Source organism: Streptomyces sp. NPDC031265, from assembly GCF_055570295.1.
The window spans coordinates 575926-590613 of the sequence record NZ_JBVIHM010000001.1; the positions used below are offsets into that span (position 1 = coordinate 575926).

Genomic DNA, 14688 nt, shown 5'->3' on the forward strand with positions numbered 1-14688 from the left:
TCGCAGGTGGGCCGTGGTCAACCCTTCGACCGACCGGGGGACGGGCATAGGGGGCCGAAGGGGTGACAATGGCTGCATGGACGACGTCGATCCCCTGGAGCAGTCCCTGCACGCCGCACGCGCCCTCGTGCTGGCGGATCTGGCCGCGCGCGACGTGGCCCAGGCCGATGTGGTCTCGCTGGTCGAGGACGCGGTGACGCACCGCCGCTGGTGGGTGGAGCAGTGGCCGGACGGTATGGAGTACGTGGCCGGGCTTGTCGCCCAGGACGTGCAGGACGCGCTCCTGGAGAAGTACGGACGCTGGCCCATCTGCCCGGTGTGCGACGCCGGGGACCCGCATGCGCTGGACGTCGAGCCCGAGCTCGGCCCCGACCCGCACTGGGTCTGCGGCAAGGCGGGCGTGAGGGTGGCCCCGGTCGGCGGCCTGGGCACGGGCCCCCTCGCATGACGGTCTACATCGACCCCCCGACCTGGCCGGGCCACGGCCGCCTGTGGTCGCACCTGATCAGCGACGTCTCGTACGACGAACTCCACGCCTTCGCGGCCGCCGTCGGCTGCCCGCCGCGCGCCTTTGAGCGCGACCACTACGACGTACCGGAGTCCCGGTACGCGGACGCGGTACGGGCCGGGGCGGTGGAGATCGGCTCCAAGGAGCTGGTGCGGAGGCTTACGGGGGCGGGGCTGAGGCGGCCGAAGGGGCGGCCGGCGTAGGCCTCGTCAGTGCGGGAAGACGGACGTGTCCAGCGGCTTGCCGAACGTCTCGGGGAGCTTGCGGGTGAGGGGCGCAGCAATGACTCACGCCGTGAGCAGCTCCAGCTCCGCCGTGAGGTTCTCGCGCGCCCGTGCCTCCCACTCCTTGGCGCCGTAGGGCGTACGGAACAGCCTCGGCAGGTCCAGGAGCTGGCGCAGGACGGCCGCGCGGCCGGTGCGGAAGGTGTCGTCGGGGACGAAGGCGTACTCCTCGTGGACGGCGGCGGCGTACGCGGCGTACTCCTCCGGGTCCCCGGCGAGCACCGCCAGATCGGCGTCGCACAGGACCTCGCCGTTCGTGTCGCCCTCGTGGGGGTCGTGGGTGACGGTGAGGCGTACGAGCCGGGCGACCTCGGCGGTGCCGTCCTGGCTCAACCCGGCCTCGGGGAGGGCGCGCTCGGCCTGTGCCGCGCTGCGCTCCTCGTTCTCGGAGCGGTCCGGGCGGTACACGGCGTCGTGGAACCAGGCGGCGAGACGTACGAGTTCGGGGTCCCCGGCGTGGTCGGCGAGGGTGTCGATGTGGCGCAGCACGGCGGTGAGGTGGTCGACGGTGTGGTACTTGCGCTGCGGCTCGGCCCATTGGGCGAGGAGGCGGTCGGCGTAGGGGGCGGGGTCGGGGCCGGGCCCTTGGCGGGCGGCGGTGAGGGTGCGGGTCCAGCGGGTACGGAGGTCGTCGAGGTCGGCCATGGGGTGAGCGTAGTCATCCCCCACCCCGCCCCTTCCCTGAACCCTCCGGGGGTGGGTGGTGGGGGGAGGTGGGTTTCCCGAGGGGCTTCGCCCCCGGTACCCCCGCGCTGGGGCTGCGCCCCCGGTACCCCCGCGCTGGGGCTGCGCCCCCGGTACCCCCGCGCTGGGGCTGCGCCCCCGGCACCCCCGCGCTGGGGCTGCGCCCCGGCACCCCGCTTCGGGGCTCCGCCCCGGACCCCGCTTCTCAAACTCCCCCAAGGACTTCGTCCAGGGGGGACCTCCAGGGGCTGAATTTCCGCCGCCGGGGCTCGCATTGTGGCTACACCCCATCCCCCTCAGGGGCGCGGGGAACTGCGCGGCCAGCCCCCACCGGCCCGCAGGGAATGGACACGCACCCCTGGACGGGCGACGCGGGGAACTGCGCGGCCAGCCCCCACCGGCCCGCAGCCGACCACGCATCCTGAAACGGCTCCCACCGGCCCGCAGGTGAAGGTTCGTTCGGGCTAACCCGAAGGCCGATACGGGGGCCTGCCCGATTGGGGGCGGGCCTGGGGACTGGGACAGTCGAAGGCATGATCGCGCCCACCCGTCGAGCCGTCCTGTCCGCCGCCGCCCTCTCCGCCGCCGCCACCCTCGTCGGCGGACCCGCCACCGCCGCCCCCGCCCGCCTCCGGCTGTCCCTCCCCGCTCCCACCGGCCCCCACCCCGTCGGCACTGTCGCGTTGCGGCTCGTGGACCGGGGGCGGCGGGATCCGTGGGTGGGAGCGCGGGCGTACCGGGAGTTGATGGTGAGCGTGCGGTATCCGGCCGGGGAAGTGCGCGGGTATCGGCGGGCGCCGCAGATGACACCCGGCGCGGCCGCCGCGTACGACCGGTTCAACGGGCTCGGCGAGGACCTGCCCCCGGGCAAGGTCGACTGGGCGGCGACCCGCAGCCACGCGTACACCGGCGCCCCCGCGACCGGCACGTGCCTCCCCGTCGTGCTGTACTCGCCCGGCGCGGGCGACCCCCGCACCCTCGGCACCACCCTCTGCGACGAACTCGCCTCGCGCGGCTGTGCGGTGGTGATGATCGACCACACGTACGACGCCGGGGCGGTCGAGTTCCCGGGGCGCCGGGTGGAGCGGACCGTGCTGCTCGACGAGTTCGAGCGGGCCCGCCGGGCGGGGCCGGAGCAGGTGGTCGCGTTCCTGAAGAAGGTCGCGGACGTACGGGTCGCGGACACCCGTTTCGTACTGGACCGGCTCGCCCACCTGCCCGGCGGACTCGGGGCCCGGCTGGACCTCGACGCCATCGGGATGTTCGGGCAGTCCGCGGGCGGCTTCGCCGCCGCGCAGACGATGCACGACGACCGCCGACTCAAGGCCGCGCTCAACATGGACGGTGTGATGGGCTACACGCAGCGCGACGACGACCCGTCCAATCCGTCCACGGTCGCCACCGACGGCGTCGACCGGCCGCTCCTCCTCATGGGCATGGACGGCGACGACCACCACACCGTGGCCTCGTGGGGCGCGGCCTGGGAGCACAGCACGGGCTGGCACCGCGACCTGACCCTCACCGGCGCGGCCCACGCCTCCTTCACGGACCTTCAGTCTCAAGTGCCGCAGATCGTCCGGGGGTTGGGGCTTCCGGCATCCGTCATCACCAAGAACGTGGGGACCGTCGACCCCGTGCGGTCGGTCGCCGCACAGAAGGCGTACGTATCGGCTTTCTTCGACCGATGGCTGCGGGGCGGGGACCCGGCCGGGCTGCTGGACGGGGCGTCGGGGCGGTGGCCGGAGGTGCGGTTCGTGGAGTGAGATCGCATACCCCTCGGTGGTATGCGATCCAGCCGCCTCGGCCTACACGTCCATGCGGCCGGGCGGGTCGACGCGTAGGCTGTTATTGGACTAGACCTGTCGACCTGTACGGCAGCCGAGGAATTGGGGTCAGATGAGCAACCGTGCACTGCTTGAGGTGATCGCCCTCGATGCGGCGGACGCGATCGCGGCGCAGGCCGGCGGGGCGGACCGGCTTGAGCTGGCCACCGACATGGCGGCCGACGGCCTGACCCCGTCCCGGGAGACCTTCGCGGCGATCCGCGCCGCCGTGGACATCCCGCTGCGCGTGATGCTCCGCTTGGCGGACGGCTTCGCGGCGGGCGACGTGGACGCGCTCGTACGGGACGCGCGGGCGCTGCGGGCGGAGGGCGCGGACGAGTTCGTGCTCGGGTTCCTCGACGAGACCGGCGCGCCGGACATGGCGGCGGTACGGGCGCTGCTCGCGGAGCTGGACGGGTGCCGGTGGACGTTCCACCGGGCCATGGACCGCGCCGCCGACCGCGACGCCCTGCGCAAGGAGCTCGCGGGGCTGCCGGGCCTCGACACGTATCTGACGGCGGGGGCGGCGGGGGGCGTCGACGACGGCCTCTCGACGCTGGTCGCGGAGGCGGCCCGCGGGGCCGAGCCCGGCTACGAGCCCCGCATCCTGGTCGGCGGCGGCCTCCGCCTCGACCACCTGCCCGCGCTGCGCAGCGCGGGGATCGACGCGGTCCACATCGGCGGCGCGTCCCGCCCCCACGGGTGGGAGGCCCCGGTGGCGGCGGAGGCGGTCGCGGAGTGGCGGGGGGCGCTGGACGCGTAGCCCTCCGTACTCGTACGCGGGGGAGCCCCGTCCAGGACCGAGGCCGGACGGGGTGGTCCTCCGGCCGAGGCCGATCGTGGGCGTGGTGCCCAGGCCGTCCCCGGTATGCCTGCCGTCGTCCCACTGCGTGGTCAGGGGGATGTCGGAGTGCACCGCCGTGAACCACGCGTCGGGGTTCTCGGCGCGGTCGACCAGCGGGTTCTGTCGCGTACCGTCCGCGATGCCCGGCCAGATGCGGCCAGGGACGAACAGCTCGCGGGGGACCGCCTCGAATGTCGGCAGCCAATCAGAAGTCAGTGCGTCCGCAGCGGCGAGCGAGGAGGCGAGCCCCGAAGGGCCCGCCTCCTCCGTGCGCGCGTTCATCGGCTACTTCTTCGCGGGGCCGGAGCCGTCGGAGCTGTTCCCGCCGCTCGTCTCCTGGCCGCCTCCACCGTGACCGCGTCCGCTGCTGCCGTCGTCCTGTTGGCTGCCGCCCTGCCCGGACCCGGTGCCTCCGCCGTGCTGTCCACCCATGGGGTGCTCCTTCGTAGTCGGGCTTGAGGACAACCAAGCCAGGAACACCGAAGATCGGGCCTCAACGAACTTGCTGGACGCCGGTTGATGAAGTCACCTCGGGCGCGTTGCGCTCGCTACGCCAAGGCCCTCGCACCCCGAGCGGGGGCTTCGCCCCGGACCTCTTTCGTCTGCAGGCTGGCTGTGGCTGGTCGCGCGGTTCCCCGCGCCCCTTGGGGGTACCACGCTCCGCGAAACGCCCGGAGGGGTTGGGGGTGCCGGTCATTCAGGGGCGCGGGGAACCGCGCGATCAGCCCCCGCCGGCCCGCAGGAGAATCACGCGCCCCCGAAGGGTCCCCCCACCTCCACCCACACCGTCTTCCGAGGCGCACCCCCCTCCACCGTCCCCCACCGGTCCGCCAGCGCCTCCACGAGGAGCAGGCCGCGTCCCGACTCGGCGTCGGGAGGCGGCGCAGGAGCGATCACCGGGCGCTTGTCCGCGCACGTGTCCGTCACCTCGATGCGCAGGACGCCTGCCCGCAAGAGAAGGCCCAACTCGAAGGCTCTCCCCGGCACCCCCGCGTGCACCACGGCGTTGGCGGCCAGCTCCGCCACGAGCAGCGCGGCGGTGTCCGACGCGTCGGACCCACGGGGTACGCCCCACTCTGCGAGCTGTTGGACCGACAGCAGTCGGGCGAGCCGAGCGCCCCGCCGAGTGGCGGCAACGCGACGTCTGAACATACGTACAGTAGTGGGCAGTTGAGCGAGCGAAGCTTCCGTTTCGGGGTGCATGGGGCCACCGTGACGGGCCGCGCACCCCGGCCACCAGGCATCGAGCGCGTACGCTCCGCGAGCGTACGCGCACCCGCTGTAGACAGTACGGCCAACACCCCGTAACCCTGGGTGAGTTGTACGCGGGGAGATCCACTCACCGGGAGGTGGCCGGGATGGCCTGGGACCACGAGGGACACGACGGCGAACCCGACGCATCGGACAGCCTGCGGACGTTCGGGGCGGTGGTGCAAGCCCTGCGTGAATTCGCCGGCCTGAGCCGCGAGGACTTCGCCCCGCTCGTCGGCTACTCCAAACACACCGTCGCCTCCATCGAGTTGGGGCGGCGGATGCCCGACGACGTGTTCATCGAGCGGGCGGAAGCCGCCCTCGGCAACACCGGCGCGATCCGCAAGGCCGCGAAGCACATCAACCGCCAGCCCGGCCTGGCCACCTGGTTCCGCCGCTGGGCCCGCCTCGAACAGGAGGCGATCAGCCTGTACACGTACGAGTCGCGGCTCGTGCCGGGGCTGTTGCAGACGGAGGCGTACGCGCGGACGTTGTTCGGGGAGCGGTTGCCTCCCTTGGCCGACGCTCAGGTGGAGGCTCAGCTGGCGGCCCGCCAGGAACGGCAGCAGCTTCTTCGTGACCGGCCCAATACGGCGTTCAGCTTCATCATGGAAGAGCACATCTTCCAGCGGTGCACTGGCGGCGCGGAAGTGACCCGTGAGCTGATTGACCACGTGTTGGAGTGCGCCGCACCGCGAAACGTGGAACTGCAAATCCTCCCGTTGAAGAGGGGAGTTCATGCGGGGATGGACGGTCCCGTTCAGCTGCTGGAGACTCCCACCAACCGGTGGTTCGGCTACTGCGAGGGGCAGGAGAGCGGCCAGTTCATCTCTGACCCCAAAGTGGTCAGCACGCTCCACATGCGGTATGCGAAACTGCGCTCGCAGGCCCTCACTCCAGAGGATTCAACGGGCCTGCTGGAGCGACTGCGAGGAGCACTATGAGCACCCCCGAACTGGCCTGGTTCAAGAGCAGTCACAGCAGCGGCGCCGGAGATTCATGCGTTGAAGTCGCCCTCGACTGGCGCAAGTCGACGTACAGCAGTGGCTCCAGCGGCGACTGCGTAGAGGTGGCCAGTTGCCCGGCCACCATCCACGTCCGCGACTCGAAGAACCCCACGGGTCCCCGGTTCGCCGTCTCACCCGCCGCCTGGGAAGGCTTTCTGGGCTACTTCCAGTAGAGGCCCTCACCCATGGTGAACGGGTCACCCCAGTACTCCGCCGACACGACCTTCGTCGTGGCCGACGGGGCCAGGGCGATCGCGCAGCCCTTCTGGGTCTTGCCGTTGGTGAAGCCCTTCGGCAGGGACTCGCTGTCGCACTTGGCGAAGGTGCCGATGATCATCAGGTCCTGCGCGTCGGTGCCGTCGCCGAGGTGGCCCTTGACGTGGGTGACGGACGCGAACTCCAGGTTCGTCTGGCCGACGTTCTTGACCGTGTAGCGGATGTAGTACGGGACCTTGCCGCTGACCTTGTCGCCGAGCTTGAGCGGTGCGAGGTCGGCGGGGGCGCCCTTCTCGATCGCGTCGACGGTGAGGGCGATCTCGCCCTTCTTCGTGGTCCCGTACTTGTACGGGAACTGGGCCGCCTGCCCGAACTTGAACGTCTGGCCGCCCTTGGCCTGACCACCGGCGGCGCCACCGTCGCCGGCCGGGGCCGACGGCTGGGTGGACGGTGCCGAGGACGAAGGCGCGGACGCAGGCGTGGACGGCTTCGGCGTCGCCCCGCCGACCGGCTTCTCCGCGCCGTCGTCGCCGTTGCACGCGCTCAGCGCCAGCGAACCGACGACCACCAGACCGACCGACGCCAGCTTGACCCGGCCACCTCGGCGCATGACAGAACTGCTCACTGTTCGTACTCCCCCGTGCGTAATGGTGCGCGTGATGCGCGTGATGCGCGTGATGCTGTGGATCGGCTTTGCGATCTCTGATCCCTACGAACAGAGTTCCTAATGCAAACCACGACGCCTCGCCACCTCGCTGACCGATATGCCCTGGCCCGTGGCCGATTCATGACTTGGTCAATACGAAAGTGCTACGCGCGGCGGGCGATGACGGCACCGCCGCCCGCCGCGTCGTCACCGCCGCCAGGGCAACCGCGAGCAGCATCAGCAGCGTTGAGGTGAACGGGAACCAGCGCTCGCCGAGCACCGCGATCGCCGCGCTTCCCGTGACGCCCGCCGCCGCCACGCCCAGGTACAGCGCGCTGCTGTTCAGGGAGAGGAGGAGCGGCGCCGACGGCGGGTCGAGCGCGACCAGACGGGCCGGCAGGGCGACCGCGACCGCCCAGCCCGCCAGGGGGTTCAGGGCCGACGCGATCAGGGCCGTCGTCATCGACTGCATCAGCCACGGCAGGGCCAGCGACACCGCCGCCGAGACCGTACCCGCCGTCAGGATCACCACCCTCGGGCCCCAGCGGTCCACCACCCGGCCGCCGAGCGAGCTGCCCGCCACCGAGAACACGCCCGAGATCAGGAGCAGCAGGGTCAGCTTCGACTGGTCGCCGTGCGTCGCGGGGGCCGCCGCCACCGTGTAGTAGATGAAGACCGTCTGGAAGGCCAGGAACACCAGGAAGGTTGTCATCGCCGCGCCGAGCACCCGCCGGTTGCCCAGGGGGGCCAGGCGGGCCCGCAGGCCCGGGGACGGCTGCGGGGCCGGGAGGCCCCGGAGCATCAGGCCGACCCCGGCGAACGCGGCCGCTCCCAGCGCCGTGACCAGCCACATCGTGAGGCGCCAGTCCGTCCGGCCGATCCACGTGCCCAGCGGCACCCCGAGCGCCGTGGCGACCGTGAGGCCGCCCATCACCGTGGCGATGGCCCGGCCGCGCCGCTCCGGCGGTACGAGCGCGGTGGCGACGGCGTTGGCGGTGGGCGTGTAGAGCGCCGCGCCGACCGCCGCCAGGACGCGGGTGGCGAGCAGGAGGCCGAAGTTCGGGGCCACGGCCGAGAGCGCGTTGGCCACTGTGAAGATCACCAGGGCCGTCAGCAGCGTCCGCAGCCTCGGCCACTTCGCCGTCACCGTGGCCAGGACCGGTGCGAGCACCGCGTACGCGAGCGCGAAGACCGTGATCATCTGGCCCGCCGCCGAGACGGACACGTCCAGGTCGTCCGAGACGAGCGGCAGGATTCCGGCGATCACCATCCCGTCCGTACCGACGGCGAAGGTGCCGAGAGCGAGCAGGAGCAGGCGTAGGCGCATCAGTTCCCCCGTATCGTTTGATGTGCGTCAAACGATCGCGGAATGGTTTGATGTTTGTCAAACGATTCTTGCGGGAGGGAGGGTGGGGAAATGGGTGACGAACACGTCGGGGAGTGGCTGCCGCAGCCCGATGCCGCCGACATCGAGCTGGTCAAGGTGCTGCACGCGCTCGGTGACCCCGTACGGCTGACGCTGCTCAAGGTGTACGCGGACGGCGAGCAGTACAGCTGCGCGCCAGGCGCGCTCGGGCTCGACCACCTTCACAAGTCGACCGTGTCGCACCATATGCGCATCATGCGCGAGGCCGGGGTCACGTCCACCCGGGTCGTCGGGCGCAGCCGGTATGTGCGGCTGCGCCGGGACGATCTGGATGCGCGTTTTCCCGGGCTCCTGGACGCGCTGGTCTCAGCCCTGCCGCCTGGCTAGGCGTGGTTTCGGCCGCGGGTCCGCTGCGGCTGGTCGCGCCCACGCGGCGGAGCCGCAGACGTCACGGCCCCGCGCCCCTGAAACGCTCGGTCGTCTGCGGGCCGTGCTTGGTTGCTCGCGCAGTTCCCCGCGCCCCCAGGGGTACGTGGCTCAGCCCAGTTGCTCCGGCAACGCCGTCGCATGGCACACCGTCAAACCCGACACCGCTCGCGTCAGCGCCACGTACAGGCGGCGCAGGCCCGTGCGTTCGTCCGGCTCGCCGTCGACCACGGCCGCGGGCTCGTCCAGGACCACGTAGTCGTACTCCAGGCCCTTGGCGAGCGACGCGGGGACGAGGGTCAGGCGGGACTCCGTCGTCGTCTCCTCGCCCGGGGCCAGGAACACCAGACCCGCCGCCATCAGGGCTCCCGCCAGCGCGGGAATCCGCGCGTCCGCCGCGATCAGGCCGATCGAGCCCTCGTGTTCCAGGGACTCGCGGCAGGCGGCCAGGACCTCGGCGTCGAGGTCGACGCACTGCCGTACGTCCAGCGAGCCCGGGGTCTCACGCACCGATTCCACCGGCGCCAGGCCGGGGGAGATGGAGGGGAGCAGGCGCGACGCGTACGCGATCACCTCGCGCGGCACGCGGAAGCCCGCCGTCAGCTCCTCCACCACCGCGTCCGCCTTGCCCAGATGGCGCAGCGCCTCGTCCCAACTCGCCGTCGCCCAGGGCGTGGTGCCCTGTGCCAGGTCGCCGAGCACCGTCGCCGAGCCGGTCGAGCAGCGGCGGCCGACCGCCCGGTACTGCATGGGGGAGAGGTCCTGCGCCTCGTCGATCACCACATGGCCGAGCGAGTGGGTGCGCGCCACCAGGTCGTTCGCCTCGTCGATCAGCACCGCGTCCGCCGCCGACCACTTGGCGCTCTTCACGCTCCGCGCGGGCTTGGCCCAGAGGATCGTCTTCTGCTCTTCGGCGGTGAGCAGGCCGTCCGCGTGCGCGGCCAGGAAGTCCGGGTCGGCCAGCAGTCGCAGCACCAGCTTCGCCGGGTCGACCGGGGGCCACATCGCCTTCACGGCCGCCTTCACCGCCGTGTTGCGGGCCACCGCGTCCTGCACCCGGTCGTCGGGCGCCTCGCCCGCCTGCTCCATCCGTACGAGCACGGCGTGCGCGATGCGCTGCGGCAGGGCGTGGTGGGCGGCGCCGTAGCGGATGTCCCGCTCCTGCAACTCCCGGACGATCTGCTCCAGTTCGTACGCCGGAATCCGCCACCGGCGCGAGCCGCGCACCACCATCAGCGGCTCGGTGGGCATGCTGACGTGCGAGCGGACCGCGCGGCGCAGCACCTCGGCCATCCGGGCGTCGCCCTTGACGATCGCGGCGGGTGCGTCGTCGGCGCCCTTCACCTCGACGTGCGCCACCAGGTCGTCGACGGTCGCCTGCTTGACCTCCAACTCGCCGAGCGCGGGCAGCACTTGCTCGATGTAGTGGAGGAAGGACGCGTTCGGCCCGATGACCAGGGTGCCGGTGCGGGCCAGGCGCTCGCGGTGCGCGTAGAGGAGGTACGCGACCCGGTGCAGGCCGACGGCCGTCTTGCCGGTGCCGGGGCCGCCCTGTACGCAGACGGATCCGGTGAGCCCGGACCGTACGATCTCGTCCTGCTCCGGCTGGATCGTCGCCACGATGTCGCGCATCGGGCCGACGCGGGGCCGCTCGATCTCCGCCTGGAGCAGCTTGCTGGTGGTGGCGGCCTCGGCGGGGTCGGTGAGGTGCTCGTCCTCGTACGCGGTGAGGTCGCCGCCCGTGTAGCCGAAGCGGCGGCGCAGGCCGATGTCCTGCGGGTCCTTCTTGGAGGCGCGGTAGAACGGCTGGGAGACGGGCGCACGCCAGTCGATCACCATCGGGTCGCCCTCGGCGTCGTGCACATGGCGGCGCCCGATGTAGAACCGCTCGCCCTCCGCGCCCTCGGCCAACTCGGCGCCCGGCGCGTGCAGATAGTCGAGGCGGCCGAAGAAGAGCGGGGTGTGCGAGAGGTCCGCCAGGGCCTTGATGCGGTCGTCGATCTGGCGCTGCAGGACGGCCGCGTTCACCCAGTTCGCGGTGACGTCCTTGATGTCGAGGTTCTCCACGTCCTCGCGCATCGCGCGCAGGGCCGCACGCGACTCGGAGAGGTGGGCGCGCTCGCGGCTGAGGGGATCTTCGGGGTCATGCGTGGACACGGGTTTCCTCCGGGAGCGGGTCCCCCCTGCTCCTCAAGAGCTTGGGGGCAGATCAGGGCTGAGGGTCCCCCTGCTCCTCAAGAGCTTGGGGGAGGATCGCCTTGCGGCTTCGGCGGCCGGCCGGTTTCCGTCCGGGCGGCGGCGCTCCTCGGAGGGAGGCGGGATGGGGTCCCTGCTCATCAGGAGCTTGGGGAAGGGGCGATTGTAGTCAGGGGTTCCCGGGCGGGCGAACGATTTTTCCGGCGCCCCCCCGGAAACCCTCGGCGACCCTTAGGGACCGGGGTCCTACCCGTAGGGGATGGCGTTGGACCAGAGGTGGACACGGGGGCGGTGCGGGTTCAGACCGCAGAGCGATGAAAGGGCAGGGGCACGGGAGCACCATGGATACATGAGCACCGTGACCTTCACCCCCGCGCCCACCGTCCCCGCCCCCCGGGGCGCCACCGCCACCGGCGCCCAGCACTCCCCGCACCGCGTCGGCAACGCCCTGCGCGCCTGCAAGGCCTTCGCGGGCGCCGCCCTGAGCGTCGTCGTCCTCGGGGAGTACTCGGAAGAGGCCGGCGTGCGCCGCCGTCACTGAGCCCGGGAACCCCCTGTAGGCGTCCGAGCCTCCGGGCCCGCCGAGCCTGCCCCCGCCCGATCGTGTGATCCTCTAGGGTCGCGGCCGTGAAGTACCCGACCGTGACCGACCGTTCACTCGCAGCCATGCCCGCGACAGGCGCCGTCCTGCTCGCCCTCTCCCTCGCCGCGCTGACAGTGCTCTGCGCCGCACTCCGCATCCCCATGGCGGACGCCCTGGTCTACCGGGCGGAGGGCGCGGCCGTTGCGCACGGCACCGATCTGTACGGCTTCACCGTCACCCGCTGGCACCTGCCCGCCACGTACCCCCCGTTCGCCGCGGTCCTCTTCGTGCCGACCACCTGGCTCCCTGTGCCGGTGCTCAAGGCCGCCTTCGCCGTCGGCAACGCGCTGCTGCTCGCCCTCCTGGTGCGGCTGTCCTGCCGTTTCGCCCGGATCGCGCCCTGCCCCGCCGCCCTGCTCGCCGCCACCGCCGCCGGGCTCTGGCTTGAACCGGTGCTCCAGACGCTGCTGTTCGGCCAGATCAACCTCGCGCTGACCTGCCTGATCCTGTGGGACCTCACCAGGCCCCCCGGTTCCCTCGGAAAGGGCTTCGCCCTCGGCGTCGCGGCGGGCATCAAGCTCACTCCCGCGCTCTTCCTGCTGTACGCGCTGCTCAAGGGGCGGCGGCGCGAGGCCGGGACCGGCGCCGCCGCGTTCGCCGGGACCGTACTGCTCGGCGCGCTCGTCCTGCCCCGCGCCAGCGCGGACTTCTGGACCCGGCGGCTCTTCGAGACCGACCGGGTCGGCAAGGCGTGGATCGTCGACAACCAGTCGTTGCAGGGCCTGGTGGCCCGGCTCCTTCACACGTCCGCGCCGGGCGCGGGGTGGGTGGCGGTGGCGGCCGCCGTGGCGGCGGCGGGCCTGTGGACGGCCCGCCGCTCGGACGACCGCTGGGGCGTCCTGGTCACCGCCCTCACCGCGCTGCTCGTCTCTCCCATCAGCTGGTCGCACCACTGGGTGTGGTGCGTGCCCCTGCTCGCGGTGCTTGCGGCCGAGGGCCGCGTCCGTACCGCCGTCGCCGTCGCGGCCGTCTTCACCGCCCGCACGCTGTGGCTGGTGCCGCACCAGGGGGACCTGGACCTCCGTCTCCCCTGGTGGCAGCAGCCGTTGGCGTCGCCGTACGCGCTCCTCGGGCTCGCGGTGCTGGGGTGCGCGGCCGCCCGCGCGCGGACTCAGCCCAGGTCCCCCGTGAGCAAGTCATCCGCGTCGACGATGCGGTACGCGTAACCCTGCTCGGCCAGGAAGCGCTGGCGGTGCGCCGCGAAGTCCTGGTCGAGGGTGTCGCGGGCGACCACCGAGTAGAAGTGCGCCTGGTGGCCGTCGGCCTTCGGGCGCAGCACGCGCCCGAGCCTCTGCGCCTCCTCCTGCCGCGATCCGAAGGTGCCGGACACCTGGATGGCGACCGTCGCCTCCGGCAGGTCGATCGAGAAGTTCGCGACCTTGGAGACGACGAGCACGGAGATCTCGCCCTGGCGGAAGGACTCGAAGAGCTTCTCGCGCTGGGCGTTGGGCGTCTCGCCCTTGATCACCGGGGCGTTCAGATGCTCGCCCAGCTCGTCGAGCTGGTCGATGTACTGCCCGATGACGAGGATCTGCTGGCCCGCGAACTTCCGCACCAGCGCCTCGGTGACCTTCCGCTTGGTGGCGGTGGTCGCGCAGAACCGGTACTTCTCCTCGGCCTCGGCCGTCGCGTACGCGAGCCGCTCGGAGTCGGTCAGATTGACCCGCACCTCCACGCAGTCGGCGGGCGCGATGTAGCCCTGCGCCTCGATCTCCTTCCACGGCGCGTCGAACCGCTTCGGCCCGATGAGCGAGAAGACGTCCGACTCGCGCCCGTCCTCGCGTACGAGGGTGGCGGTGAGCCCGAGGCGGCGCCGCGCCTGGAGATCGGCGGTGAACTTGAAGACGGGCGCGGGCAGCAGATGCACCTCGTCGTAGACGATCAGCCCCCAGTCGCGGGAGTCGAAGAGCTCCAGGTGCGGATAGACGCCCTTACGCCGCGTCGTGAGCACCTGATACGTGGCGATGGTGACGGGACGGATCTCCTTCCTCGTCCCGCTGTACTCGCCGATCTCCTCCTCGGTCAGCGAGGTGCGCTTCACCAGCTCGTGCTTCCACTGCCGGGCCGAGACGGTGTTGGTGACGAGGATGAGCGTGGTCGCCTTGGCCTGCGCCATCGCGCCCGCCCCGACCAGCGTCTTCCCCGCGCCGCAGGGCAGCACGACCACGCCGGAGCCGCCGTGCCAGAACCCCTCGACGGCCTGCTGCTGGTACGGCCGCAGCGCCCAGCCGTCCTCCGCGAGCTCGATGGGGTGCGCCTCGCCGTCCACGTACCCCGCGAGGTCCTCGGCGGGCCAGCCGAGCTTCAGCAGGGTCTGCTTGATCTGGCCGCGCTCGGAGGGGTGCACGGCGACGGAGTCCGCGTCGATCCGGGCCCCCACCAGCGGAGCGACCTTCTTCGACCGCAGGATCTCTTCGAGCACCGGCCGGTCGGTGGTGGTCAGCACCAGCCCGTGGACGGGGTGCTTGCTCAGCGTCAGCCGTCCGTAGCGCGCCATCGTCTCCGCGACGTCGACGAGCAGGGCGTGCGGGACGGGGTAGCGGGAGAACTCGACGAGCGCGTCCACGACCTGCTCGGCGTCATGCCCGGCCGCGCGCGCGTTCCACAGCCCGAGCGGGGTCAGCCGGTAGGTGTGGATGTGCTCCGGCGCCCGCTCCAGCTCCGCGAACGGCGCGATGGCCCGGCGGCAGGCGCCGGCCTGCTCGTGGTCGACTTCCAGGAGCAGGGTCTTGTCCGACTGGACGATCAGTGGCCCGTTCACGCGGTGCACCCTCATTCCGTACGTACGTGGAGG

16 protein-coding genes are annotated in these 14688 nt (G+C 72.0%); 9 read left to right on the forward strand and 7 right to left on the reverse strand.

Annotated elements, in window-relative coordinates; all coding sequences use genetic code 11:
• Positions 1 to 76: 76 nt before the first annotated feature.
• A complete protein-coding gene (locus tag ACZ499_RS02800; protein ID WP_385545719.1) occupies positions 77 to 448 on the forward strand; it encodes a hypothetical protein in 372 nt (123 codons plus the stop codon).
• Positions 445 to 711 carry a DUF4031 domain-containing protein gene (locus tag ACZ499_RS02805; RefSeq protein WP_468671491.1) on the forward strand — a complete coding sequence of 89 codons (267 nt, stop codon included), beginning with the start codon at positions 445 to 447 and terminating at the stop codon, positions 709 to 711. The genes ACZ499_RS02800 and ACZ499_RS02805 overlap by 4 nt, the downstream gene beginning before the upstream one ends.
• Positions 712 to 795: 84 nt before the next feature.
• Here the strand turns inward: ACZ499_RS02805 and ACZ499_RS02810 are convergent, their stop codons facing one another.
• Positions 796 to 1437, reverse strand: coding sequence for an HD domain-containing protein (locus ACZ499_RS02810; RefSeq protein ID WP_468671494.1), 642 nt, complete (start codon positions 1435 to 1437; stop codon positions 796 to 798).
• Positions 1438 to 2009: 572 nt separating this feature from the next.
• Here ACZ499_RS02810 and ACZ499_RS02815 point away from each other — a divergent pair.
• Together ACZ499_RS02815 and ACZ499_RS02820 are read left to right on the forward strand one after the other, a co-directional pair.
• Positions 2010 to 3239 carry an alpha/beta hydrolase family protein gene (locus ACZ499_RS02815; RefSeq protein ID WP_468671496.1) on the forward strand — a complete coding sequence of 410 codons (1230 nt, stop codon included), beginning with the start codon at positions 2010 to 2012 and terminating at the stop codon, positions 3237 to 3239.
• A 133-nt stretch (positions 3240 to 3372) separates the two neighbouring features.
• Complete coding sequence (locus ACZ499_RS02820; RefSeq protein WP_468671498.1) at positions 3373 to 4062, forward strand: copper homeostasis protein CutC; 690 nt, start codon at positions 3373 to 3375, stop codon at positions 4060 to 4062.
• Between the two features lie 366 nt (positions 4063 to 4428).
• Here ACZ499_RS02820 and ACZ499_RS02825 read toward each other — a convergent pair whose 3' ends face one another.
• On the reverse strand, positions 4429 to 4575 hold the full coding sequence (locus tag ACZ499_RS02825; RefSeq protein ID WP_329399976.1) for a hypothetical protein: 147 nt from the start codon (positions 4573 to 4575) through the stop codon (positions 4429 to 4431).
• 315 nt (positions 4576 to 4890) lie between these two features.
• Complete coding sequence (locus tag ACZ499_RS02830) at positions 4891 to 5295, reverse strand: ATP-binding protein (RefSeq protein ID WP_468671501.1); 405 nt, start codon at positions 5293 to 5295, stop codon at positions 4891 to 4893.
• 206 nt (positions 5296 to 5501) lie between these two features.
• Here ACZ499_RS02830 and ACZ499_RS02835 point away from each other — a divergent pair, with 206 nt between their 5' ends.
• Positions 5502 to 6338, forward strand: a complete 837-nt coding sequence (locus ACZ499_RS02835) for a helix-turn-helix domain-containing protein (RefSeq protein ID WP_468671502.1) — start codon at positions 5502 to 5504, stop codon at positions 6336 to 6338.
• Entirely contained in the window at positions 6335 to 6574 is a 240-nt protein-coding gene (locus ACZ499_RS02840; protein WP_468671506.1) for a DUF397 domain-containing protein, read from the forward strand. Before ACZ499_RS02835 ends, ACZ499_RS02840 begins: the two co-directional genes overlap by 4 nt.
• Here ACZ499_RS02840 and ACZ499_RS02845 read toward each other — a convergent pair.
• Positions 6562 to 7242 (reverse strand): hypothetical protein, encoded by a 681-nt coding sequence (locus ACZ499_RS02845; protein WP_468671507.1) that lies wholly within the window; start codon positions 7240 to 7242, stop codon positions 6562 to 6564. The two genes, ACZ499_RS02840 and ACZ499_RS02845, sit on opposite strands and share 13 nt — an antisense overlap.
• A gap of 160 nt (positions 7243 to 7402) precedes the next feature.
• Entirely contained in the window at positions 7403 to 8590 is a 1188-nt protein-coding gene (locus ACZ499_RS02850) for an MFS transporter (RefSeq protein ID WP_468671509.1), read from the reverse strand.
• Positions 8591 to 8680: 90 nt separating this feature from the next.
• On the opposite strand from ACZ499_RS02850, the gene ACZ499_RS02855 reads away from it, so the two are divergent.
• Positions 8681 to 9016, forward strand: a complete 336-nt coding sequence (locus tag ACZ499_RS02855) for an ArsR/SmtB family transcription factor (protein ID WP_468671511.1) — start codon at positions 8681 to 8683, stop codon at positions 9014 to 9016.
• A 150-nt stretch (positions 9017 to 9166) separates the two neighbouring features.
• On the opposite strand, the gene ACZ499_RS02860 is transcribed toward ACZ499_RS02855, so the two are convergent.
• Positions 9167 to 11212 (reverse strand): HelD family protein, encoded by a 2046-nt coding sequence (locus ACZ499_RS02860; RefSeq protein ID WP_468671513.1) that lies wholly within the window; start codon positions 11210 to 11212, stop codon positions 9167 to 9169.
• Between the two features lie 388 nt (positions 11213 to 11600).
• Between ACZ499_RS02860 and ACZ499_RS02865 the strand changes: the two genes are divergently transcribed.
• The gene (locus tag ACZ499_RS02865) at positions 11601 to 11792 is read left to right on the forward strand and encodes a hypothetical protein (RefSeq protein WP_385548485.1); all 192 of its coding nucleotides are present in this window, start codon (positions 11601 to 11603) and stop codon (positions 11790 to 11792) included.
• A 125-nt stretch (positions 11793 to 11917) separates the two neighbouring features.
• Positions 11918 to 13060, forward strand: coding sequence for a glycosyltransferase 87 family protein (locus ACZ499_RS02870; protein WP_468671516.1), 1143 nt, complete (start codon positions 11918 to 11920; stop codon positions 13058 to 13060).
• Here ACZ499_RS02870 and ACZ499_RS02875 read toward each other — a convergent pair.
• Complete coding sequence (locus tag ACZ499_RS02875) at positions 13006 to 14655, reverse strand: DNA repair helicase XPB (protein WP_468411691.1); 1650 nt, start codon at positions 14653 to 14655, stop codon at positions 13006 to 13008. The genes ACZ499_RS02870 and ACZ499_RS02875 overlap by 55 nt on opposite strands.
• Between the last annotated feature and the right edge of the window lie 33 nt (positions 14656 to 14688).

Coding starts and splice junctions, on each gene's coding strand:
- ACZ499_RS02800 (WP_385545719.1), top strand. CDS start 77: ATGGACGACGTCGATCCCCTGGAGCAGTCCCTGCACGCCGCACGCGCC.
- ACZ499_RS02805 (WP_468671491.1), top strand. CDS start 445: ATGACGGTCTACATCGACCCCCCGACCTGGCCGGGCCACGGCCGCCTG.
- ACZ499_RS02810 (WP_468671494.1), bottom strand. CDS start 1,437: ATGGCCGACCTCGACGACCTCCGTACCCGCTGGACCCGCACCCTCACC.
- ACZ499_RS02815 (WP_468671496.1), top strand. CDS start 2,010: ATGATCGCGCCCACCCGTCGAGCCGTCCTGTCCGCCGCCGCCCTCTCC.
- ACZ499_RS02820 (WP_468671498.1), top strand. CDS start 3,373: ATGAGCAACCGTGCACTGCTTGAGGTGATCGCCCTCGATGCGGCGGAC.
- ACZ499_RS02825 (WP_329399976.1), bottom strand. CDS start 4,575: ATGGGTGGACAGCACGGCGGAGGCACCGGGTCCGGGCAGGGCGGCAGC.
- ACZ499_RS02830 (WP_468671501.1), bottom strand. CDS start 5,295: ATGTTCAGACGTCGCGTTGCCGCCACTCGGCGGGGCGCTCGGCTCGCC.
- ACZ499_RS02835 (WP_468671502.1), top strand. CDS start 5,502: ATGGCCTGGGACCACGAGGGACACGACGGCGAACCCGACGCATCGGAC.
- ACZ499_RS02840 (WP_468671506.1), top strand. CDS start 6,335: ATGAGCACCCCCGAACTGGCCTGGTTCAAGAGCAGTCACAGCAGCGGC.
- ACZ499_RS02850 (WP_468671509.1), bottom strand. CDS start 8,590: ATGCGCCTACGCCTGCTCCTGCTCGCTCTCGGCACCTTCGCCGTCGGT.
- ACZ499_RS02855 (WP_468671511.1), top strand. CDS start 8,681: ATGGGTGACGAACACGTCGGGGAGTGGCTGCCGCAGCCCGATGCCGCC.
- ACZ499_RS02865 (WP_385548485.1), top strand. CDS start 11,601: ATGAGCACCGTGACCTTCACCCCCGCGCCCACCGTCCCCGCCCCCCGG.
- ACZ499_RS02870 (WP_468671516.1), top strand. CDS start 11,918: ATGCCCGCGACAGGCGCCGTCCTGCTCGCCCTCTCCCTCGCCGCGCTG.